This is a genomic window from Halomonas sp. IOP_6, assembly GCF_021151565.1.
GTDB lineage: Bacteria > Pseudomonadota > Gammaproteobacteria > Pseudomonadales > Halomonadaceae > Vreelandella > Vreelandella alkaliphila.
This window is the reverse complement of record NZ_JAIRBO010000001.1, coordinates 731,823-754,853: the sequence shown is the minus strand read 5'-3', so window position 1 is coordinate 754,853 and position 23,031 is coordinate 731,823. Positions and strand designations below refer to the sequence as shown.

Here is a 23,031-nt window from a genome sequence, read left to right as displayed (position 1 = left end):
TGTATGAAGTTTCAACATGTTTTGATTGTTACCTATGGTCGTACTGGTTCTACTTTGCTTCAAGGATTATTGAACGATGTTGATAAAACTATAGTAAGAGGTGAAAATTTTAATTTTTGTTTTGGTTTGTTTAAGTCTTATCAATCTTTAAAAAAGTTATTGAAAGACCAAGGTCAAAATGGAGAAAGTCCAAGCAAGCCTTTTTATGGGAGTTTTTCTTTTGATGAAGATAAGTTCTTAAAGTCGTCTTACGAACTTTTGAAAGAACAGTTGGGTATTCCTCCTTCGTGTGATTTTTGGGGGTTTAAAGAGATTCGTTATACACCTAATGGGTTAGAAGATAAGTGGGGTTATAAGCTTAAAGAATATCTGGCCTTTTTAAATATTTTGCTTCCAAATACGGCCTTCATCTTTTTGACACGCGATCATAAAGCTGTTTTAAAGAGCGCTTTTTGGAAAAGTCGTGACCAAAATGAAGCTTTGAACGATATACTATGTTTTGAAGAAAGTGCAAGAAAATGGAGTCAATCTCATAGTAACTCATTTTGGATTGATTATAACGAAGTTGTAGAAAATGGAGATGTATTAAAGGATATGTATGAGTTTTTAGGTTTAAGTTATAATTTTGATGCTGTGCGTCAAACCTTGGGTGTTGAACATAGTTATGCTGGTAAAAAAGAAAATTTAGCTAATGTCTCTAGTGAAAAAACTCTTATAAAAAAAGGAAAAAAGATACTTTGTAATGTTGAAACATCTTCAGAGTTAGAAGCTGCTTTTGTTGATAACGATGGTTGGGTTACTGTTCGTGAGAACGGCTTTACTTCAATAGGAGGGGTCGTTCTTTTGTCAAATAGTCTAGATATATCTTCTTATGATATCTATGCTATCGTAGATGGAAAAGAATACCTTGCAGATTGGCAGTTGCCTTCACCTAAGATTGCTATACTTTTTCCTGATAACAAACATTCTTCTAATGCGCGGTTCCATGTGAAAAATTTACTTGTTGGCTATAATAGTGATATTTCAATAGTGTTAAGATCTAAGGCATGAGTTTTGGAGGTTTTAATGTTTGATTATTATGTTAGGGGGAGTTTATTTTATATAAAGTCTCCCGTCATTATCGATATCATAAAAGTTAATGATGGCGAGGTAATGCCGTTTGATCATGTTGATATAGATAAGAGGCTATATTGTTTTGATATAAGTGAAATTCAGGATTCTATTGTTTTCAATATAAGCCTTTTTTCTGGGGGGGAAGAATTTTTATTACATAAAAATACAAGTTCACCCCCTTTTTATTTTTTAAATTATAAGGATTATGTTGCATCAGGCTATACATGGGGGAAAAATAGACATAAAGACAATGAGACCAATGCTTTTATATGTTATCAGGCTTTTTATTCTACTCTCCCTTTGTTTGTTAAGTTTAGCTTATGTGTTGTTTTTTGTTATAAAGCATTAGAGCTTGATAAAAAGCCTTTGATCATAAAAGCCTTTAATATGGCTAATGAATTATTGCCAAGAGTCGGTGAGATTTCTCTGAGTAATAGTGTCAGAGAAGATAGAGACCATCTTTTCTTTTCTCTTTTTTATGTCCGGCAATTAATTTTGATATATCAAGGTTATGAAAGAGAGCTTGTAGAATCTTGGTCGTTTTTATATGATGAATTGAGTAAAATAAAAGATAGAGATATTTTTAGAATATCATTAATTAATATAGTTAATATTGTTGTTTTTATTTCTGTATATTGCCATTTTTGTGGAGACTATAAGAGTAGGAATGCTTTAGTAGGTTTAAATTTAGATTTTTTTAAAACGGCAGTGAGTTTATTTGAAAGTGGGTTTGATATAGTTCACTTTAAAGAACTTAGTGTTCCCTACTCCACGGTTTCATTTCATCAGGTTTTATGTAAACTATCTGATTCAGATGGGGAGTTTTCAGAGAATATACAACATCATTATAAAGTGAAATCGTATAGTGATTATCTTGATAAACTTTTAAGGCTTTCAATCCGGGCTGATGAAAAAATAAAAAAAAATATAATTGCTAGTTTTAAAAGTCTAGATTTTAGTTTTTATGATAACGTAAGAGATGTTAAGGAGTCACTTGAGAAATCTTTTGGAAGAGTTGTTCTCTCTGGTAATAGTTTTTCTCCGTTGGATAAGTTCCCTACTGAAAGATATGGACTTAGCGAAGATTTATATATAAATATTATACGCGATTTAGCTTTGTTGTATGAGAAAAAAGAAAACTATTCTATTTCTCTTGATTTAATGAGACAAGCGTTGTATTTAAGGCCCAATGGTCCATTAATACAGAAAAAAATTAATGAGTATTTAAAACGCATCAAATAGGTGGCTAGAATGAAAAATTTGCTTTTCTTAGATTGTACTCTTCGCGATGGTGGTTATTACAATGGATGGGATTTTTCTGAAGACCTTATCCATGAATATCTTGTAGCTATGCAAGCCGCTGGTGTCGATGCTGTTGAACTTGGCCTTCGTTCGCTTAAAAATCAAGGCTTCCAAGGGCCTTGTGCATTTACTACAGATGAGTTTATTCGTGGCCTAACCATTCCTGCAGGTTTAATGGTCGGTGTTATGATTAACGGTAGTGAGCTAGTGAGCAATATTCCTCAAGTTCAGGCACTGGAGCGTTTGTTTCCTAACAGTGCGGAAAATTCTCCAGTAGAGCTTGTTCGTATTGCTTGTCATGTACATGAATTTGCGGCTTCTTTGCCTGCTGTTACGTGGTTAAAAGAGCGTGGCTACAAGGTTGGCTTTAATTTAATGCAAGTAGCTGATCGTACCGAAGCTGAAGTAAAAGCGCTTGCTCGTGAGGCTAAATCTTACCCACTTGATGCGCTCTATTTTGCTGATAGCATGGGTAGCATGAACCCTGATCAAGCTGCTCAAATTATTCAGTGGATGCGTACTGAATGGAAAGGGCCAATGGGGATTCACACCCATGACAACTTAGGCTTAGCCCTTTCCAATACTCTACGTGCGATTGATGAAGGCGTTACGTGGGTAGATGCGACTGTTACTGGTATGGGGCGTGGCCCTGGGAATGCTCGCACTGAAGAGTTAGCTATTGAGCTAGCGGAACGACGCGATAAGCAGGTAAGTATGGTGCCTTTAATGGCGCTACTTCGTAAGCATTTCAAGCCCATGCAAGAGCACTACGGCTGGGGAACCAATCCGTACTACTATTTAGCGGGCAAATACGGCATTCACCCGACCTATATTCAAGAAATGCTCAGCGACTCCCGCTACGATGAAGAAGATGTGTTGGCTGTAATAGAGCACTTACGTGTAGAAGGTGGTAAGAAGTTCAGCCTCAATACCCTGGATGCGGCGCGTCACTTCTATCATGGCGAGCCCAAGGGGCAATGGTCACCCAAGGAGCGCTTTGCCGGACGTGAGGTGCTGCTGCTAGGCACCGGACCTGGTGTTGCCCGCCACCGCTTGGCGCTGGAGCGCTATATCCGTGATCATAAACCGCTGGTGTTGGCGCTTAATACCCAGAGTGCGATTAAAGCCGAGTTGATTGACCTGCGTGTTGCCTGTCATCCCGTACGCCTGTTGGCAGACTGTGAGGCACATACCAAGTTGCCTCAGCCGTTAATCACACCTTATACGATGTTACCGGCGGACGTGCGTGAATCTTTGGCCAACAAAGAAGTGTTAGACTTTGGTTTGAACGTTCAAGCAGATAGCTTTGCCTTTGCTGAGACGCACTGTACTGCGCCTACTTCGCTGGTAGTGGCTTATGCGCTGGCTGTTGCGAGCAGCGGTGGCGCAAGCAGGGTATTAATGGCAGGGTTTGATGGCTTTAGAGCAGATGACCCAAGAAATGCTGAAATGGATAAAGTGCTTTCGGCATATGCAACTGCTAAACAAGCTGCAAGAATTTTGGCGGTAACGCCCACACGCTACCACCTCGACAGTGTCAGTATTTACGCACTATAAAGCGGTTGTTCTCATTAAGGAGGAGCTATGTCATTGCTTGACACAATGCAGAATCGAACTGCAATGGGTATTTTTAGTAAAACAATAGATAGTGCTTTTGTAGAGGCCGCAGGGCTGTCTGGCCTGGATTTTATCATTTTGGACACTGAGCATGGCCCTGTTAGTTTAGATACTCTGCATCATCATGTGCGCGCTAGTCGTCTAACCTCGATGAGTGCCCTTATTCGTGTGAAAGGAGTTGACGCCCACGCGATTGGTAGCGCATTGGATACAGGTGCTGCAGGCGTTCAGGTACCTAATATTAATACAGCTGCTCAGGCAAAAGCAGCGGTTGATGCAGCACGATTCTACCCGCTTGGTAGTCGTGGAGTTTGTCGCTTTGTAAGAGCAGCACAGTTTGGCAGCCAAGATAAAGTTGACTACTTTTCTGAAGCCAACCGATCAATTGTAGTATTGCAGGTAGAAGGTCTTGAAGGCGTCAATAATTTAGATGCAATATTAGACGTTCCTGGTTTCGATGTGCTTTTTGTCGGACCGTATGATTTATCACAGTCGGTTGGAAAGCCTGGTGAGGTAAGTGCTCCTGAGGTAGTAACATTGATGCAAGAAATTGCACAAAAGGCTAAAGCAAAAGGAGTGGTGCTAGGTGCCTTTTGTGATACCCCAGAAAATGCCAAACTACTTCAAAAAGAAGGATTTACTTATCTTGCGTACTCGGTAGATGTAAATATTTACCTTGAAGCTTGTCAGCAACTAAAAGAGTTGGCCCAATGAACGATTTCTCTAATATTTCTGTTGTTATTCCCGTACGTGAAGGCAGTAGCAGAGTAAAGCAGAAAATTTTTTTACCATTTCATAAGGAGCTTAATCTTGTAGAATGGAAGGTCGATCAGCTAAAGCGTATACAGCGTTCTGATCGAATTTTTTTAAGTTCCAATTCTGAACGTGTTAAAGAAATTGCTCATAATATGGGTGTTGAATATTTACCGCGCAACGACTACTTGAGTACAGGACATGATGCTTCTTTCAGTGAGGTAATTACTGGTATTGTAAATGATGTTCCTACGGATCATTTTGCGTGGGTAACAGCAGTAGTTCCGCTGATGAAGCCATCTGAATATCGTGAAGCCTTTGAACTCTATTTGCAAAAAGTTGTTGAAGCTAAAAGTCACGACAGCCTTGTTTCAGTAAACCTTTTGAAAGAGTACTTTTGGAACGACAAAGGGCCGCTAAATTATCGTGCAGATAAAAATCATACAATTAGTCAAGAACTACCCAATATTTACCGCGTTACGAATGGACTCTATATGCGAAACAAAGTCGATACTTTAGCGGAAGGGTATTTTTTGGGCCAGAAGCCCTTAAAGCATCAAGTGTGTAAGATATCTGGTGTAGATATTGATGAGTATGAAGATTACCAAATGTCGTTAGCTTTAAAAGAGTTTTATGATGAATTCTGATGTTTTTACATATAAAACTTTTGTATTTGACTGCGACGGTGTGGTTCTGAACTCTAATCGTGTTAAGACTGATGCGTTTTATCAAGCTGCCTTGCCTTATGGTGAGTCAGCTGCTCAAGCACTAGTGAACTATCACGTGCAGCATGGTGGTGTCTCACGCTACAAAAAATTTGCCTACTTTCTCGAAAACCTTGTAACTCCAGATAAAGTCGGCCCAGACTTAGATGCGCTTTTAAACCGCTACGCTTCAGAGGTGCGTGAAGGCCTAATAAGCTGTGATATAGCTCCTGGCTTAGAAACCTTGCGAAAGAAGACACCCGAAGCCCGCTGGCTGATTGTTTCTGGAGGAGATCAAGCAGAACTTCGTGAGATATTTTCTGTGAGGGGAATTGCCGAGTTGTTCGATGGCGGTATTTTTGGTAGTCCAGATACTAAAGATGAAATCCTCAGTCGTGAGCTTGAAAGTAGAAACATTACACAACCCGCATTGTTTTTAGGAGACAGTAAATATGATTATCTAGCCGCCAGAGACGCCTCCATTGATTTTGTTTTTTTGAGCGATTGGAGTGAAGTGTGCGACTGGGAAACTTGGGTAAAACAGGAAAAAATAACAATTTTTAGTAGAGTATCTCACCTGATTGTCTAGTTGCTTTGATGATTTTTTAAACTTAGCTTTTTAATCGCGCTTGAATCGCAGGCGTTTTATAAGGGCTATGGAAGGTCAGTTAATGATTCGTCAATTTTTTAAAAAACCTAAGCCCGAAGTTGTCTTGCATGTAGGTATGAACAAAACGGGTACCACTGCGCTTCAGAGCTATTTACAACATATAAGTGGCCAGTTAGCTAAACATGGCATCTTATATCCTAACGCAGGTCGTATTGGTGCAGCTCACTACTCCCTAAGTGCTTCCCTAGGATTTTGCAATCCTGGTGTTCCCTCAGAGTGGCTGTGCTCACCTAGTAAACTATTAAAATCTTTAGAAAGTGAAATTACTTCTGACACACGACAAGTGATCATTAGCTCTGAAGATTTTTTACTGAATAAGTCTTTTAATAAACTGAATACTTTTTTTGAAAGCTATCCACTGAAAGTAATTGTTTATTTACGTCGCCATGATCACTGGTGGCTTTCAGCCTATGCTCAAGCGGTAAAAATGAAGCATTTACCACCATGGAACCGTGGGCCTTATGGGTTTATTAATTTTCAACAAAAAAAGAATCCACGTTATGGTGACTATAGGTATTTAATTGATCGTTGGGCTGACGCTGTTGGACGTGAAAACATCATTGTGCGCCCTTATGAGTTTGAGCAAAATCAACCGGATTTAGCCAGTGATTTTTTATCATCAATAGGGCAGCAAACTTTGATTTCCAAACTACCTACAATGGCTCAGCGTGACAATGTATCGTTACCGATACGCTCGCTCCAACTGATGGATACCTTTCAACGAGTAAACACCAGTGATGCAGTTCGTGCTGCGCTTTTATCGCATGCAAAGCAAGTTACTAGTGAAGACACGCAAAATAATATCCAGGATATGTTGAAGCCAGAGTTTCGCATTCGTCTCGTAGAAGATCAGATGAAAACGTATCGTTACATTGCTGAAACATACTTGGGACGTGAGAGTGGACAATTGTTTTATGAACCGCTTCCAACCCCTAACTCGGAGTGGCGAGGTATTCCTTGGCCTTCACATGAAGAAGTAGCTCAGCACGTTATCGACGTAATGGAGCAGCTGAATGGCTAGCCGTGCTGTTCCTGCTATTTTGCATGTTGGTATGCCTAAGTGTGGTAGCAGCGCATTACAAGCAGCTTTGTCTCAACATCACCTTTCTAATAATTATCGTTACACGGTAATTCGTGAAAATGCTGATGTTATCAGTGGTGAGAAGCTCAACCAGTTGGCAAATACATCTGCTACTGGCTATATACCTTCGGTTTCTTCGTTAAAAATTGATCAGTGGGACAATGAACATTGGCAGGCATGTAGGAAACGTCTTTTTGATCTCGCTGGTTCGAAAAGTACTCTTGTATTGTCAAACGAAGCATGGGGCAACCAATCAGCTCAGTTTGCTAAGATGAATATATTAAGACGCTTAGGTCTTGAAGCTGACATTATTATGTATGTCCGCCCTCAGCTACAGTGGTTAAACTCTGCATGGTGGCAATGGGGTGCCTGGACAGGGCAGCCTTTTGAAGACTGGCTCAAAATTAATATAGTAAAAGCTGATTGGTATGATGCTTATGAGTCATGGCTAGTGGTTCCTGGTGTAAATTCTGTAACAGTACGGTTGCTTCCCAGTGATGTTGTTACTGACTTCTATCATTTAATTAAACAGGCTGCTCCAGATGTTACCCGAACAAATACAAGTTTGCCTGGTTACTTGTTGCGTTTTTTTCAACAGCATAAAGACCTTCGAGGTGGGCCGCATAACTCTGAGATAGAATTCGTAGTGGCTCGTCACGTTGAGTTGCCAAAAGAACCAACACCTTGGGTGCTTAATAAAGATCATGTTTTGCTTTGTTTACGCTATTACCAGAGAAGTAATCAGCAGCTTTTGAAAGTTCTTCCTGATGAGCAGCAACAAGAGATGGAAAATAGTGCTGCTTGGTGGTCATCGGAATTTTACAACAGTTACATGGCGCATAGCCCTCATGAAAGTGATCTTCATTCTGCGGATGTGGAACAAATAGCTAAACAGGCTATGCTGGCTCTTGTCGCTCTTGATCGCTCCCATCGGCAGCTGCAACGTCGTTATGATCAGCTTCAGCATAAAAAATTGTCTACTGATTCATGTAAGTATCATTTTTCATATTGGTGGCATCGCCTCACACGTAATGGTTAAGGACAGCGTATGAATGTCTGTTTAACAAAAGTTGATGTTGATTTACTCAGCGATGCCGCTGCACTTAATGGCGTGACTGAGTGGCTAAGAGCGAAAATAGCTAGTCTGCTTGTAAATATTCCCTTAGATAATACGTTGAATGGCAGTCAGCGGCATAACGTTGCTGATATTTTTAGAGATACGGCGACATCTTTAGAGTGGATTGATCTCTACCAATCACAGAAATTAATGCTACGTGCTCTTTATTTTCGTCCCGATGGTCCTTTTCTAAAAAAAAAGGTGCAAGAGTATGGTCGTTATATAGACGCAGCTGAGAGTGGTGAGTGCGAGGTCAAGGGCATCTATCTTTCGTTCCCAAAACATCCACCTTCTCCTTTGCTCCAGTCATTGGTGGAAGGAAGCTATGAGCATAAAGAGGCTGAGCTATTAACGCGTTTCATAGAGCCTGATGATAGAGTTCTGGAACTTGGCGCTGGTATCGGTTTTATGGGCGTGACAGCAATGATGCGATGTAATCCCGCTTCTTATACTGCGTTTGAGGCTAATCCTGCACTGTTACCGTTTATTGCTAAAAATATGCAGCATAATGACGTAGTGTTTAATGTCAAAAACGCGGTTTTGCTGGATAAACCTGGCTTGCAGGCTTTTTATGTAACACCTGCCTTCTGGGGGAGTAGCTTGCTGCAGCCAGCAGAGGGTTACTTCGAGCAAGTTGAGGTGCCAGCCTTAGAGAAAAATAGCGTTATTGCTGAGCTGGCTCCTACAACACTGATTGTTGATATTGAAGGTGGTGAAGCAGCTTTTTTCAGAGAATTAGACTTAACTAGTGTTCGTAAAATTATTGTTGAAATACACCCTATGATATTAGGTGATGATGAAATTATAGAAATTTTCAACACATTAATCAGTCAAGGATTTTTATTAGACTTTAAAGCATCCGGTAAACAAGAGCTTTTCTGGTGCCGGAGTGATAGTAAGGTGAATATATGAAAATTTTAGTTGTTGGTGGCGCAGGCTATATTGGATCTCATATGGTGAAGCAGTTAGCTCGCCAAGGTCATGATGTGGTGGTTTTAGATAATCTTTCCACCGGTTTTCGTTCTTTGGCTAGATACGGAAAACTGGTAGTTGGTGATTTAGCTGATACCAATTTACTTGAGCAGCTGTTCCACCAATATACTTTTGATGGCGTGATGCACTTTGCCGCTGCAAGCTTAGTGGGCGAGTCTGTTCAACAACCAGGTAAGTATTACCGTAACAATGTATCCAACACGCTTAACCTACTAGAGGTGATGGTTAGGCATGGCACACGACACTTTATATTTTCTTCCACTGCGGCGACATTTGGCGAGCCAGAATATGTGCCTATTGATGAAGCCCATGCTCAAACGCCTATCAACCCTTACGGTGCTAGCAAGCTAATGGTTGAGCGTATATTGCAGGATTTTTACAGTGCTCATGGCCTTAACTCCGTTTGTTTGCGTTATTTCAACGCCTGTGGAGGGGATCCTGAAGGCGATATTGGTGAGTGCCACGATCCTGAGACGCACCTGATACCTATTATTTTACAGGCTGCATCAGGCCGACGCAGCCACATTACAGTTTTTGGACGCGACTACGCTACCGAAGATGGCACTTGTGTACGCGATTATATCCATGTCGAAGATTTGTGTTCTGCTCATGCTCTTGCATTACATGCATTGAACGCTCAACAGTTGCAGGGAGCGCTTGCATATAACTTGGGTAATGGGCTGGGATATTCTGTTCAACAAGTGATTTCTGCTGTGCAAAAGGTCGTGGCTGAAGATGGTAAAGAGGTTATTGTCGAAGAAGGTCTGCGTCGTCCTGGTGATCCTGCAACGTTAGTGGCAGATGCTACCCTGGCAAAAGAAGCTTTGGATTGGCGTCCGCAATATGCTGATTTAGAGACAATTATTCGTCATGCATGGGCTTGGGAAAAGAAAGTTGTTCTTAGCGAAGAATAGTATTTATCCGGCCTGTACAGGTTTTATGTGCAAAATAATACGTTTATCGTTCTTAGCGATAGTGGCCTGCCCACAGAAGATATCTACTTTCTCGAATCAGCAGCTCCGGTGCTGCGACGTCAGGGGGCAACGGTTGAGCGCGCTGTTACTTCGCGCTCTTTTGGTGCAGCTTGGCGTCATGGCCGCTCTTTTTTGCACCAGTATGCTGGCGCAAATGTGTTGTTATGCCGCTCGTTACCGTTGAGTTGGCTGCGCTGGCTAGAACGGCATCGCCAAGCATTTGGCTATATCGGTTATCTAATTGATGATGATATTGAGGCGGCAGCTAGCGATCCAGCGCTTCCGCCAGCTTATCGGAAACGTATGGCGCGTATCGCTAAGCTTCAACCCCGCTTAGTGGCATTAAGTAATGAGGTAATTGCTTGCAGCGATATGTTGGCTGAGCGTTTTCGTCCTCATCACCAGTGCGTATCAGTCTTAACGCCGCCTCTTATTGCTACGCTGCCAATAAAGACTCACTTTGAGTCATCTCCTTCATCCTCAGCACCGTGGCGAATTGGTTTCCACGGTACTAGAGCGCACCTGAATGACTTAATGCACATTGCTCCTGCACTGCAGGCTATTCAGCAAACTCGCAACGACACACAGCTTGAGCTGATGCTGGGTAAGCATACGCCAAAGGCCTTGGTAGAATTACCTAATGTTTTGGCACCAGACCCGCTACCTTGGCACGCTTTTCGCAATTATCAGGCTAAGTGTCAGCTGCACATTGGTCTAGCGCCGTTATTAAACACACCCTTTAATCAGGGCAAGTCATTTATTAAGTTTCTCGATATAGCTGCGATGGGCGGAGTAGGTGTCTATTCTAATCGTTATCCTTATACCGATGTGGTGAGCGACGGGGTCAATGGGCTGTTGGTAGAAGATGTCCCAGAGGCTTGGCAAGCTGCTATTGAGCAGCTACTTAATAATCCAATGGCGACGGCTAAAATGGCGCAGCAGGCCGCAAAAGACGCCAGTGAAATCGGTAATCCGCAGCGTGCACTAAGGTTCTGGCAAGCGCGCGCGAACCAATCAAATGTAAATGAGGGAGCAAGTAGAATGGATGCCATCGTTAAGGCGTTTTTTGATGAAACCCCAGATGCCAATATCACAAAAGAGCGAGTGGCATTTGGAACCTCAGGTCACCGAGGACGGGCTACAGATCGCACCTTTAACGCTGCGCATATTTTTGCAATCACTCAAGCGGTGGTGGATTACCGCTCTGAGGCAGGCTATCAAGGCCCTATGTTCCTTGGCTACGATACTCATGCACTTTCAAAACCCGCATGGGAGTGTGCGTTGCGGGTGCTGGCCGCCAATAAGGTGCCTGTATTCATTGAAAAAGATAATGGTATTACGGCTACACCACTGGTCAGTCGTGCAATTTTGCAGCATAACCAACTCAATCATCAAGCAGCACCAGACACTGCGTTAGCCGATGGTTTGATTATTACCCCTTCCCATAATCCACCTGAAGATGGCGGTATTAAGTACAACCCGTCGCATGGCGGGCCAGCGGATACCGAAGCAACAAAATGGATTGAGCTTCGCGCCAATGCCTATTTGCTACGTCAGTTATGTGATATTACACCGGTGCCGTTAGAGCAGGCGTTGGCGCATGCGCAAGAGTATGATTTCACCGCCCACTATGTAGCTCAGTTGGGCGACGTGGTGGACATGGCTGCTATCCAAAACGCTAATCTCACTCTTGGCGTTGACCCCATGGGTGGAACAGCGCTGCCAGTATGGCAAGCAGTGGCTGAGTACTATGGCTTGAATCTTGAGGTGGTCAATACATCAACAGATGCCAGTTTCGATTTTATGCCGTTGGATCACGACGGTAAGATTCGTATGGATTGCTCTAGCCCTGATGCCATGGCTAACTTGTTAAAGATCAAAGATCGCTTTGATCTCGCTTTTGGTAACGACCCTGACGCTGATCGCCACGGCATTGTGGATGCCAACGGGTTGATGAATCCGAATCACTTTTTAGCGGTGTGCGTGGACTATTTGATTGGCCATCGTCCTGAGTGGGCGGAAACGCTCAACGTAGGTAAGACGCTGGTGTCTTCTTCGATGATTGATAGGGTTGTGGCTGCCCATCAACGTGAGCTTTATGAAGTGCCGGTTGGCTTTAAGTGGTTTGTTGAAGGGTTGCACGATGGCTGGCTCGCCTTCGGTGGTGAAGAGAGTGCTGGTGCGAGCTTGTTAACGCGCGATGGAAAGGCTTGGTCTACTGATAAAGACGGCATTGCGCTTTGCTTGTTAGCGGCTGAAATTACTGCGGTCACAGGTAAAACGCCCAGTGAGTACTACCGTTCATTAACCGAACGCTTCGGCGAGCCGTTCTACAAGCGCGTCGATACTGCCTGTACAGCTGAAGAAAAAGCAGCTTTTAAGAAGCTTACTGCTGACAGTGTTACGGAATCCACGTTAGCCGGTGACCCGATCACCGCGGTATTGGTTAATGCCCCCGGCAACGGCGCAGCCATTGGTGGTTTGAAGGTAACAACTGACAATGGTTGGTTTGCGGCCCGCCCCAGTGGTACTGAATCGCTCTATAAAGTGTACGCTGAAAGCTTCAAAGGCTCGCAGCATTTGGACGAGTTAATTGAAAGCGCCACCGCGTTGCTTTCTGGTGTGCTAAAGGGCAAGTAGTGGGCGTTGTCACATGTTACATAACCTGTTGAATATACGAATGTTGTAGTGCGTGGTAAGCGAAGCGCACCCGCAAAGGCAGCGCGAAGCGGTGCTGGGGTGGGTTGATTTCGACACCTCTGGATGTCGTTCCGCCGCCTCCCGCGGGTGCCACCTTCGCTCGTTCCTCGCGAGAGGCGTTACCACGCGCTACATAACTTATAGAATGCTGATGTTGTAGTGCGTGGTAAGCGAAGCGCACCCGCAAAGGCAGCGCGAAGCGGTGCTGGGGTGAGTTGATTTCGACACCTCTGGATGTCGTTCCGTCGCCTCCCGCGGGTGCCGCCTTCGCTCGTTCCTCGCGAGAGGCGTTACCACGCGCTACATAACTTATAGAATGCTGATGTTGTAGTGCGTGGTAAGCGAAGCGCACCCGCAAAGGCAGCGCGAAGCGGTGGTGGGGTTGATTTCGACACCTCTGGATGTCGTTCCGCCGCCTCCCGCGGGTGCCGCCTTCGCTCGTTCCTCGCGAGAGGCGTTACCACGCGCTACATAACTTATAGAATGCACTGATGTTGTAGTGCGTGGTAAGCGAAGCGCACCCGCAAAGGCAGCTATCGGAGTACGAGATTGCTACTCTTACTTAACAATTCTTTGTCATCCTATTGTAAACTCTCGCGTTGAATGTGATGAGGGGTGATTTGGCTTGGCTTTTGCCTTGTATATTTGTCAGGTCATCCCTTAATTTATCAAGGAAGACAATATGAACTCACCGCTTTCTAACGTAAATCCACGTGTTTATACACCCGTAAATGAACTGCATGTGCATGCAGAACATCTTTACGCCCAGTCCTTAAGTGATCTTTTAGGTAATGATTCTGCCTGTGCTCAACAGCGTGCCCGTGCATTGGCATTCACCTTCGGTAGCCTGCATATTGATTTCAGCAAGCAGCGTTTAACGACTGAAACCATCGAGCTTTTAACGGCATGGGCAGAAAGCTGTGGGCTAACTGCTAAACGGCAGGCGCTGTTTGCTGGTGAGCAGGTCAATACGTCTGAAAGGCGTGCTGCCCTGCACATGGCTGCAAGGTGGCCAGCTAACGAAGAGCCGCCAGAGGGGATGGAAAGTGCAGCGGCTTTTTGTCAGCACCAGCGTGAGCGTATGTCGGAGATGGTTAAGCGGGTTCATCGTGGTGAGTGGTATGGCGCTACCGGGCAAGCGATCACCGATATTGTGCATATTGGTGTGGGTGGTTCTGACTTGGGACCGAAACTGATCAGTGAAGCGTTAGCAGATCGCCCCAGTATTACTAAAGTGAACGTACATTATGTTTCCACGATGGATGGCGCGCAGCTGCTGCCCTTAATGGAGTGCTTAAACCCTGCGACCACGCTATTGGTGCTGGCCTCCAAATCTTTCACTACCGCAGATACTCAGTTTAACGTACGTACGGCGCTTGCGTGGTTAAGTCACGCACTAGAGGTAGATGAAGCGACCGTTTGCCGTTACCAGTTGATTGGCGTGTCATCTAAGCCTGAAAAAATGACAGATTTTGGCATTCCAGAAGCGCAGCAGCTGGTGTTCAAAGAGTGGATCGGCGGGCGCTTTTCGCTGTGGTCGCCTATTGGAATAAGCGTGGCGATGCAACTGGGAGTGGAGTACTTCGATGCTCTGTTGGAAGGGGCGCATGCCATGGATAAGCATTTTCTGGAGGCGCCGTTAGCATCAAATTTACCAGTATTGATGGCCTTGGTTGGGGCGTGGAACTCGCAGTTTTTGAATATTCCCACTCATGCCGTGTTGCCATACGATGGTCGTTTAAAGAGCTTAGCTGCGTATTTGCAACAGTTAGAAATGGAATCTAACGGTAAAAGTGTTGGCTTGGATGGGCGTTCTGTTTCCCATGCAACATGCCCCATTTTATGGGGAGATGTGGGGCCTAATGGCCAGCATGCGTTTTATCAACTTTTACATCAAGGTAGCCATACGGTTAGTGCTGATTTTGTGGCTGTTGCACAGCGCCCAGTGGCGGCCTGTGAAAAAATCAGCCGTTCACTCGAAGCCCAGGAGCAGTTAACCTTAGCCCACTGCCTAGCTCAATCCCAGCTGTTCGCATTAGGTGATGATGCTATCCCTCAATCACTTCGTGGTTATATGGCGCAGGGGTATCGCGGCAATCAGCCCAATTCTGTTGTATTGTTGAAAACGTTAAATGCATGGTCAATTGGTGCCTTGTTAGCGCTTTATGAACACAAGGTGTTTGTTCAGTCGGTATTGTGGAATTTAAATCCCTTTGATCAGCCAGGTGTAGAGCTTGGCAAGCGATTGGCAACAAGTTTGTATCAAACGTTGGCTGATGAGCCGGTTGAGCATCAAAATGTAGAAGATCCGAGTACTACTCAACTGCTGCATAAAGTGAATGAGTGGCGTAAGCAACGAAACGATAAAGGAAGTAATTAATGACTCAAGTGCGCAAAGCGATTATTCCGGTCGCCGGTTTTGGCACACGCCTGCTGCCCATCAGCAAAGCGATCCCTAAGGAGATGGTGCCCGTTGTGGATCGTCCATTGATTCAGCATGTGGTGGAAGAAGCGCTGGCGGCAGGCATCAATGAAATAATCTTGGTGACCAGAGCGGGTAAGTCGGCCATAGAAGACCATTTTGATGCGCACTTTGAGCTTGAGCATTCACTTGCCAGTAAAGGTAAAGATGCGTTATTGGAAACACTGTCTGCTATTTCTCCCAAAAAACTTAAAGTGACCAGTGTTCGCCAGCCCAACGCAAAAGGTTTAGGCCATGCAATTTTCTGTGCTGCGCATCTATTGGATAAAGACGAGCCATTTGCCGTCATTCTTCCTGATGTGTTGGTAAAGCCCCAGGTTGGTAGCAATATCTGTGATTTAGGTAGCATGGTAGAGCGCTGGGGTGCCAACGATGCTTCGCAAATTATGGTGGAAGCGGTACCTCAGGAGGATGTTGATCGTTATGGTATTGTGGACTGTGATGAGCCTGCCGCTGGCGAAAGTGCAACTATGCGTGGCGTCGTAGAAAAGCCATTGCCTGAAGAAGCACCTTCTCGTCTTTCAGTCATTGGTCGTTACGTGCTTCCTTATCGCGTCATGGAGCTGCTACGTGATCAGCCGCCTGGTGCGGGTAATGAAATTCAGTTAACGGATGCTATCGACCGCTTGATGCAGGAGGGTAAAATTGTACAGGCGTTCCGGATGCATGGCCGGACTTTTGATTGTGGACACATTGAAGGGTGGCTAAAAGCCAACACGACGCTCGCTCGCGAAGCGGGCTACGACGTGTAAGGTTAGACAGAATCGTATTAGTAAATAAAGCCGCTCAGCTCATGCTGCAGCGGCTTTTTTTTGGTCGTGCTCAAAAAGGAAACACCATCGGTGTAATCACTAAGACTGCGGCCGAGTAGGTGATGCTGACGGGTAAACCAATCTTGAAGAAATCAGTAATCTTATAGCGGCCCGGTGAATACACCATCAGGTGGGTCTGATAGCCAAAGGGAATTAAAAAGCAGGCGCTGGCACCGTAGGCAACTGCCATCACAAATGGCAAGGGGTCGACACCAAAGGCTTGGGCGGTGCTCCAGGCAATAGGGAAAGCCAGGGCGGCAGCGGCGTTATTGGTAACTGTTTCGGTTAGCAATAGGGTTAGTAGGTAGCAGCCAATAAAGGCAGCGTAAACGCCGTAACCGCTAAACATCCACTGCATTCCCCCTGCCAGAACAGCGGCGGCCCCTGAATTTTCTAACGCTTGCGCTATCCCCAATGCAGAGCCAATAATCAGCCAAAGCTCAAACGGAAAGCGGCGGCGTAATTCTGCCAAGCTAATCACTTTTAATAGCAATAGGCCGCCCAGCAACAGTAGCAAGCCATGAAACAGCGGTAGCAAGTTGGCCGTCGCCAGTGCGATAACCGTTGCAAATCCGCCCAGGGTAATAGCGCTCTCTTTTCGCGTGAGCTGCGGGCGTGTGAAACTGCCACTGAGCAGATGGAAGTTACGGTCTATATTGCGGTGTTGACGAAAGTCGGCACTCACAGCTAGGAGCAGGCAATCGCCCACCCGCAGGGGGATTTTGCCAAGCTGACCCTCCAGGCGTTTCCCGCCACGGCGTATGCCGACAACCCCTGCACTAAACATACTGCGGAAATCGACGTCCTGTAGGGTTTTGCTGGAAAGTTCTGATTCGTGGGAAATAACCACTTCTACTAAATTGGTGGCGAGTAGGTTATCGGCTTGATGGCCAAATAGATTGAGCCCAGGAAAGCGTTGTAGTGCCTGAACTTTGCTCACTTCTCCAGTAAACACCAGCGTATCGGCCGCTTGAAGGCGTTCTTCTGGCGCAACCGGGCTGATTAGGCGGCCTTGGCGTTCAATTTCTAATAGATAAAGCCCATTTAGGCTTCTTAAGCCGTTCTCTTCAATACTCTTGCCAATCATCGGTGAGTCGGCTTCTACATCTGCAGCAAGAAAGTAGGAGAGCTTTTCGTCGGTGTCTTCCAAGCGATGGTGAGGTAGGGCATTCGCCCGCCAAAGCAGTATGCATAGCGTAATTAATGCGACAGGCACGCCCACTAAACTAAATTGAAACATGCCTAGCTCACTACCGCTGGCGCTAAGATTAAATGAGTTCACCACCAAGTTAGTGGATGTGCCTACCAGCGTAGTGATCCCTCCTAAAATCGAGGCGTAAGAAAGCGGAATTAATAGCCGTGATGGTGCAATCCGCTGTTGGCGGGAAATAGCCCCTAAAAAAGCTGCAACGACTGCGGTGTTGTTCAAAAATGCAGAAAGCACTGCAGTGCTGCCCATTAGCCGAGCCGTGGCTAAGCGGGGGTGGCCTTTGAGTAAGTGGCGGGAAAGCCAGTCCAGCAGTGGCGAGCGCTCTAATGCAAGTGATACCAATAGTAGTAAGAGTAGCGTAGCCAAGGCGGGGTTGGTGTATTGCATTAGCAACGTGCTGGTATCAACAAACCCAAACAGCAAAAACAGGCCTGCAAGGGTAACAAAGGCAATCGCAGGCTTAACCTTGCCGCTGATTAGTAGGACGAGCAAAACAGTAATTGAAAATAAAACGGCCCAGGGAGTCATTGTGGGTCCTTATAAAACCAAAAAATACGCTAGGTGCTTGCTGGATTTTACGCAGGCTTTTATGATGGTGTCTAATAATTGCTTTAAATAGTATTTTCCAATGATAATTATTTTTTAAAAATCAAAAGGTTAAAGGATATATTGAGCACTAAACATTTATCGCCTGAATTGTTGAATGCACGTCGTAAGCAGGCTGTTCAGCTACGCTTAGATGGCTACACCGTCGCGGTGGTCAGTCAACAAACAGGGTTGTCAGCGCCTACTGTTTCGGCAGCGTGGAAAGCCTTTCGTGAAGGCGGGTGGGCGGCTGTTCCTGTTAAGCCACGTGGGCGGTTAAAAGGTCAGGCAAACGTGCTTAGTGCGGATGTTCAATCGTTATTGTGGCAGGCGCTTTTTCAACAACCTGCTCAAGTATCAGATCAAGTTCCAAGCCAATGGGCAGCAGAGACGCCGCATTTGATTGAGCCAGGCTGGAGCAGTGCCGGATTAGCCGAGTGGTTGGCTATTCAGCATGGTGTTGTGCTCTCTCAGCGGGCCATTGAACATTGGTGGGAAGCGCAGGGGCTAAAGCATGAGCCTTGGAAACTAAGTGCCTTAGCAACGCAGCGCTCACAACAGGGTCGCTGGTTTCGAACCGCAGTAGCTCCGCGCTTCAATAAGCTGAAAGAGGCTGACCAGCGGTGGCAGGGGGGCGTTCGACATGTTGCTCATCCTACGAAGTCGCTGTTCCAGATTTATTTGCATGGGTCGAGAGGCCGTTTGCTGATGCGCTGCTTTGAAAGCCCGCCAGACGCCCAGGCATATCTATCTGTATTTGCTGCCTTGAACGCCAATGGCGTGAAGGTGCTGGTGTTTCAGGGAGCGTTGCTAACCGCTAGCCCTGAAATTACCGATTGGTTGGCGCAGCAGACGCCGTTTTGTCTAGTGCCTGTGCCTGCTAATTTAGCGCTTAGTGCCTAACAGCACCTGAGGTAAGCAAGGTAAATCGTTATTCAGCATCAACATGCTGCTAATTTTGCAGGGTTTTTAAGGCGGTGCTGCGAGCGACCACTTGAAAACAGTTTTTAACACAACGTCGGGAAAGATGATGACATCACTCACCCATTTACAGCGACTGGAAGCGGAAAGCATCCAGATTATGCGCGAAGTGGTCGCCGAGGCCGAAAACCCGGTAATGCTTTACTCCGTAGGTAAAGACTCTGCGGTCATGCTGCACCTGGCACGTAAGGCGTTTGCGCCTGGGCCGCCGCCGTTTCCATTGTTACACGTGGATACGCGCTGGAAATTCCGTGCGATGTATGAATTCCGCGATAAAATGGCCGAAGAAATTGGTATGGATCTTCTGGTGCATATCAACCCAGAAGGCATTGAGAAAGACATTAACCCGTTTACGCATGGCTCGGCGATTCACACCGATGTGATGAAAACCGAAGGCCTGAAGCAAGCACTTGATAAGTACGGGTTCGATGCGGCCTTTGGCGGTGCTCGTCGTGATGAAGAGAAGTCTCGTGCTAAAGAGCGCGTGTTCTCTTTCCGCTCTGCTCAACACCGTTGGGACCCGAAAAATCAGCGTCCTGAGCTGTGGAAGCTGTACAACACGCGTAAGAATCCTAAAGAGTCTATTCGTGTGTTCCCCATCTCTAACTGGACCGAGCTGGATATCTGGCAGTATATCCATCTGCAGAATATTCCCATCGTGCCGCTTTACTACTCGGCAGAGCGCCCTGTGGTTGAGCGTGATGGTGCGTTGATCATGGTGGATGATGAGCGCATGCCGCTGGAGCCGGGTGAAGTCCCGATGATGCGTAAGGTTCGTTTCCGCACGCTTGGCTGCTACCCCCTAACAGGGGCGGTGGAGTCTGATGCCGATACGCTGCCAGCCATTATCCAAGAGATGCTGCTGACTAAGACCTCTGAGCGTCAGGGGCGTGTGATTGATCATGACAGCGCAGCGTCCATGGAGAAGAAAAAGCAAGAGGGGTATTTCTAATGTCGCACTCATCTGAACTGATTGCCGAAGATATCGAAGGTTATTTGAAGGCTCATGAGCACAAAGGCCTGCTGCGCTTTATTACTTGCGGCAGCGTCGATGACGGTAAAAGCACCCTGATTGGCCGCTTGCTGTTTGAATCCAAGCTGCTCTTTGAAGATCAGTTGGCTGCTATTGAAGCTGACTCTAAAAAGTTCGGTACTCAGGGCGGCGACATGGACTTCGCGCTGCTGGTTGATGGCTTGGCAGCAGAGCGCGAGCAAGGCATCACTATCGATGTAGCGTATCGCTTTTTCTCCACCGAAAAGCGCAAGTTTATCGTTGCTGATACGCCTGGGCATGAGCAGTACACCCGTAACATGGTGACCGGTGCTTCCACGGCAGACGCTGCTATTTTGATGGTTGATGCGCGCCACGGCATTTTGACACAGACTCGTCGCCACAGTTTTTTAATGTCTTTGATGGGCATGCGGCATGTCGTCGTTGCCATCAATAAAATGGACTTGGTGGATTACTCTAAAGCGCGTTTTGACCAAATCGTTGAAGAGTACCGTACGTTTGCCAAACAGCTCGGTTTGGAAAATATTACGTTTATCCCCATGTCGGCGTTGAAAGGCGATAACGTTATTGAGCCAAGCCCGCACATGCCTTGGTATCACGGCACTACGCTGATGGGCTATTTGGAAACCGTAGAGCTAGATGCCGAGCATTTGCAGCGCTCTCCCTTCCGGATGCCAGTGCAGTGGGTGAATCGTCCTAACCTGGATTTCCGTGGTTTTTCTGGGATGGTAGCCAGTGGTGTTGTTCGCCCTGGCGATCAGATTCGTGTTCAGCCTTCTGGTAAAACCAGCACGGTGTCACGCATCTATACCTTTGATGGTGATTTGGATGAGGCGGTGGCAGGACAGTCGGTAACACTGTTGCTGGAAGATGAAATTGATATCTCTCGGGGTGATGTCATCTCCGGTGTAGAGCAGCCTGCGCATACGGCTGATCAGTTCGAAACAACGTTGGTGTGGATGCATGAGGCGCCGCTGCTGCCGGGTCGCCCTTACTTAATGAAGCTAGGCACCCAGATGGTGTCAGCGACCGTTACTGATATTAAATATCAGGTTAACGTTAATACGCTGGAACACACGGCTGGCAAACAGCTTGATTTGAACGGCATTGGTGTCTGTACGATTAGCCTCAACCGTGCGGTTGCTTTTGATGCTTATCAAGATAACCACGATACCGGTGGCTTCATCCTGATTGACCGTATGACGAATAATACGGTGGGTGCAGGTATGCTGCATTTTGCCCTTCGTCGTAGCCAGAATATTCATATGCAACATGTGGATATTGATAAGCAGGCACGTGCGTTGGCGAAGGGCCAGAAACCGGCAGTTCTATGGTTTACAGGCCTTTCTGGTGCTGGCAAATCAACGATCGCTAACCTGGTTGAGAAAAAGCTATTTACCCAGGGCCAGCATACCTACTTACTGGACGGTGATAACGTTCGTCATGGTTTAAATCGTGACTTAGGCTTTACTGATGCTGATCGCGTTGAAAACGTGCGTCGCGTAGCGGAAACTGCCAAGCTGATGGTTGATGCTGGGTTGATCGTTATGTCCGCGTTTATTTCGCCTTTCCGTAGCGAGCGTCAACTAGCGCGAGATTTGCTGGAAGCAGGTGAATTCATCGAGATTTTCGTAGATGCACCGCTAAATGTAGTAGAAGCTCGTGATCCTAAAGGTCTTTATAAAAAGGCCCGTCGAGGTGAGTTGAAAAACTTCACAGGCATTGATTCAACGTATGAAGCACCTGAGTCGCCAGATGTTCATCTGAAGACCTCAGAAATGAGTGCCGAAGAAGCGGCTGATAGCGTGATTAAGACGTTGCGTGAGCGTGGCCTAATTAGCTGATTTCCATGCAGTGTAGGTTAAACACGTAATGTAAATACTGATAAGCCACCAAGCAGCCAGTCGTTGTTTGGTGGCTTAATCATAAGGAAATGACAAAATGATTGATCAAGCGTTATTGGATTCTGTGGAACGTATTGCTCGTGAAGCGGGCGATGCCATTATGGCGGTTTATGCACGCGAATTTAGCGTGGAAGAAAAAGAAGACAAAAGCCCATTAACTGAAGCGGATCAAGCTGCTCACCATGTGATTGTAAGCGGCTTGCAGGCGCTTTCTTTACAGTTGCCTATACTCTCTGAAGAAGACGCAGAAGGCTTTGCCGGTGTAGACGGCAATGGCCGCTATTGGTTGGTAGACCCGCTTGACGGGACTAAAGAGTTTATCAAGCGTAACGGTGAGTTCACCGTTAATATTGCGCTGATTGAAAACGGTAAGCCCGTGTTGGGTGTTGTTACCGCTCCGGCGCTTGAAACCGCTTATGTTGCCGCTGAAGGTTTAGGTGCATTTAAAGTGGAAGCGAATGGCGAACGCCATGAGATTCGTGTTGCGGGCGAGCCGGAAGCTGCTTCCACTTGGCGTGTTGTGGGTAGTCGCTCGCATCCCAGCCCGGACTTGGCAGCGTGGCTTGAAAAGCTAGGTGAGCACGAAATGTTGCCCATGGGCAGTTCGCTTAAACTATGCTTAATTGCAGAAGGTAAGGCCGATGCTTATCCTCGTTTAGGCCCTACCTGTCTTTGGGACACTGGCGCCGCTCATGCGGTCGTGCTTCAAGCGGGTGGCCGAGTTGAAACGCTAGAGGGTAAACCGCTTAGCTACGCCAACCCCAGCGAAAAGCTTAATCCGTATTTTGTTGTTTGGGGAAATGTGTGAAGGCCATGTTTTAAAGACCGAGCTTTGAAGACCGAGCTTTAAAGACCGAGTTTTAAAGACTCTGAGCTACGGGGGAGTGTAATATGCTCCCCTTTAAGAAGAGCCAGTTCACGGGATGCTCGCTATGACGGGTCTTTGTAAATAGCTCTCTGCAAATGGCCCTTTGCTAGTTGTGTTTTGCAAATAGTTCTTTGCACATGGCTCTTTACATAC

At 46.1% G+C, this 23,031-nt stretch carries 18 protein-coding genes; 17 read left to right on the top strand and 1 reads right to left on the bottom strand.

What is annotated here, in order from left to right; all coding sequences use genetic code 11:
• Positions 1-3 precede the first annotated feature (3 nt).
• The 13 genes from K7H08_RS03495 to K7H08_RS03435 all read left to right on the top strand — a co-directional run bounded on the left by K7H08_RS03495 (position 4) and on the right by K7H08_RS03435 (position 16,258).
• Positions 4-1,050, top strand: a complete 1,047-nt coding sequence (locus K7H08_RS03495) for a sulfotransferase (RefSeq protein ID WP_231657207.1) — start codon at positions 4-6, stop codon at positions 1,048-1,050.
• Between the two features lie 15 nt (positions 1,051-1,065).
• Complete coding sequence (locus K7H08_RS03490; RefSeq protein WP_231657206.1) at positions 1,066-2,355, top strand: hypothetical protein; 1,290 nt, start codon at positions 1,066-1,068, stop codon at positions 2,353-2,355.
• A gap of 9 nt (positions 2,356-2,364) precedes the next feature.
• Positions 2,365-3,972: an aldolase catalytic domain-containing protein gene (locus tag K7H08_RS03485; protein WP_231657205.1), complete on the top strand. Its 1,608-nt coding sequence runs from the start codon at positions 2,365-2,367 to the stop codon at positions 3,970-3,972.
• Positions 3,973-3,999: 27 nt separating this feature from the next.
• Positions 4,000-4,746: an HpcH/HpaI aldolase family protein gene (locus tag K7H08_RS03480; RefSeq protein WP_231657204.1), complete on the top strand. Its 747-nt coding sequence runs from the start codon at positions 4,000-4,002 to the stop codon at positions 4,744-4,746.
• A complete protein-coding gene (locus tag K7H08_RS03475) occupies positions 4,743-5,432 on the top strand; it encodes an acylneuraminate cytidylyltransferase family protein (RefSeq protein ID WP_231657203.1) in 690 nt (229 codons plus the stop codon). The genes K7H08_RS03480 and K7H08_RS03475 overlap by 4 nt, the downstream gene beginning before the upstream one ends.
• The gene (locus K7H08_RS03470) at positions 5,419-6,078 is read left to right on the top strand and encodes an HAD family hydrolase (RefSeq protein ID WP_231657202.1); all 660 of its coding nucleotides are present in this window, start codon (positions 5,419-5,421) and stop codon (positions 6,076-6,078) included. The genes K7H08_RS03475 and K7H08_RS03470 overlap by 14 nt, the downstream gene beginning before the upstream one ends.
• 67 nt (positions 6,079-6,145) lie before the next feature.
• On the top strand, positions 6,146-7,180 hold the full coding sequence (locus tag K7H08_RS03465) for a hypothetical protein (protein ID WP_231657201.1): 1,035 nt from the start codon (positions 6,146-6,148) through the stop codon (positions 7,178-7,180).
• Positions 7,173-8,279, top strand: a complete 1,107-nt coding sequence (locus tag K7H08_RS03460) for a hypothetical protein (RefSeq protein ID WP_231657200.1) — start codon at positions 7,173-7,175, stop codon at positions 8,277-8,279. The genes K7H08_RS03465 and K7H08_RS03460 overlap by 8 nt, the downstream gene beginning before the upstream one ends.
• A gap of 9 nt (positions 8,280-8,288) precedes the next feature.
• Positions 8,289-9,269: an FkbM family methyltransferase gene (locus tag K7H08_RS03455; RefSeq protein WP_231657199.1), complete on the top strand. Its 981-nt coding sequence runs from the start codon at positions 8,289-8,291 to the stop codon at positions 9,267-9,269.
• Positions 9,266-10,264: a UDP-glucose 4-epimerase GalE gene (galE, locus tag K7H08_RS03450; protein ID WP_231657198.1), complete on the top strand. Its 999-nt coding sequence runs from the start codon at positions 9,266-9,268 to the stop codon at positions 10,262-10,264. Before K7H08_RS03455 ends, galE begins: the two co-directional genes overlap by 4 nt.
• Before the next feature lie 1,023 nt (positions 10,265-11,287).
• A complete protein-coding gene (gene pgm / locus K7H08_RS03445) occupies positions 11,288-12,964 on the top strand; it encodes a phosphoglucomutase (alpha-D-glucose-1,6-bisphosphate-dependent) (RefSeq protein ID WP_442908334.1) in 1,677 nt (558 codons plus the stop codon).
• 742 nt (positions 12,965-13,706) lie between these two features.
• A complete protein-coding gene (gene pgi, locus K7H08_RS03440) occupies positions 13,707-15,404 on the top strand; it encodes a glucose-6-phosphate isomerase (protein ID WP_231657197.1) in 1,698 nt (565 codons plus the stop codon).
• Complete coding sequence (locus K7H08_RS03435; RefSeq protein ID WP_231657196.1) at positions 15,404-16,258, top strand: UTP--glucose-1-phosphate uridylyltransferase; 855 nt, start codon at positions 15,404-15,406, stop codon at positions 16,256-16,258. The genes pgi and K7H08_RS03435 overlap by 1 nt, the downstream gene beginning before the upstream one ends.
• Positions 16,259-16,328: 70 nt before the next feature.
• Here K7H08_RS03435 and K7H08_RS03430 read toward each other — a convergent pair whose 3' ends face one another.
• Complete coding sequence (locus K7H08_RS03430) at positions 16,329-18,056, bottom strand: SLC13 family permease (protein WP_231657195.1); 1,728 nt, start codon at positions 18,054-18,056, stop codon at positions 16,329-16,331.
• A gap of 141 nt (positions 18,057-18,197) precedes the next feature.
• Between K7H08_RS03430 and K7H08_RS03425 the strand changes: the two genes are divergently transcribed.
• The 4 genes from K7H08_RS03425 to cysQ all read left to right on the top strand — a co-directional run bounded on the left by K7H08_RS03425 (position 18,198) and on the right by cysQ (position 22,818).
• Positions 18,198-19,016 carry a helix-turn-helix domain-containing protein gene (locus K7H08_RS03425; protein WP_231657194.1) on the top strand — a complete coding sequence of 273 codons (819 nt, stop codon included), beginning with the start codon at positions 18,198-18,200 and terminating at the stop codon, positions 19,014-19,016.
• Positions 19,017-19,143: 127 nt separating this feature from the next.
• Positions 19,144-20,046 (top strand): sulfate adenylyltransferase subunit CysD, encoded by a 903-nt coding sequence (gene cysD / locus K7H08_RS03420; protein ID WP_193085503.1) that lies wholly within the window; start codon positions 19,144-19,146, stop codon positions 20,044-20,046.
• On the top strand, positions 20,046-21,950 hold the full coding sequence (cysN, locus tag K7H08_RS03415; protein ID WP_231657193.1) for a sulfate adenylyltransferase subunit CysN: 1,905 nt from the start codon (positions 20,046-20,048) through the stop codon (positions 21,948-21,950). The genes cysD and cysN overlap by 1 nt, the downstream gene beginning before the upstream one ends.
• Before the next feature lie 97 nt (positions 21,951-22,047).
• A complete protein-coding gene (gene cysQ / locus K7H08_RS03410) occupies positions 22,048-22,818 on the top strand; it encodes a 3'(2'),5'-bisphosphate nucleotidase CysQ (RefSeq protein WP_193085502.1) in 771 nt (256 codons plus the stop codon).
• The last annotated feature ends 213 nt before the right edge of the window (positions 22,819-23,031 follow it).